The 244-nt window shown below is 50.0% G+C and carries 1 protein-coding gene; it reads right to left on the bottom strand.

The features are described 5' to 3' along the window. Positions 1–244, bottom strand: a 244-nt coding sequence (locus ACM6G4_RS27445) for a transposase (RefSeq protein WP_414915023.1), incomplete at both ends; no start/stop codon positions are given.

Here is a 244-nt window from a genome sequence, read left to right as displayed (position 1 = left end):
CTCGATTCAATTTCTTCCATTCGCCGCTTTAGTTTGGCGCTGGTGAAATTGCGGTCACGATTGTTGACAGCCTTGAATTTACTGCCATCGATGGCAACAAGATTTTCTCCAAACAATCCCAACTGCTGACAGAGCACGACGAACTGGCGACAAACGCCTCGGATGGCCTTGCTGTTGTCTTTTCGGAAGTTGGCAATGGTCTTGAAATCGGGCATCAAACGCCCGGTCAGCCACATCAGCTCGA

The sequence above is a fragment of the Pseudomonas sp. IT-P258 genome, from assembly GCF_949767825.1.
Classification (GTDB): Bacteria; Pseudomonadota; Gammaproteobacteria; order Pseudomonadales; family Pseudomonadaceae; genus Aquipseudomonas; species Aquipseudomonas monachiensis.
Note: the sequence above shows the minus strand (reverse complement) of the source record. Positions and strands in the feature narration are given on the sequence as shown.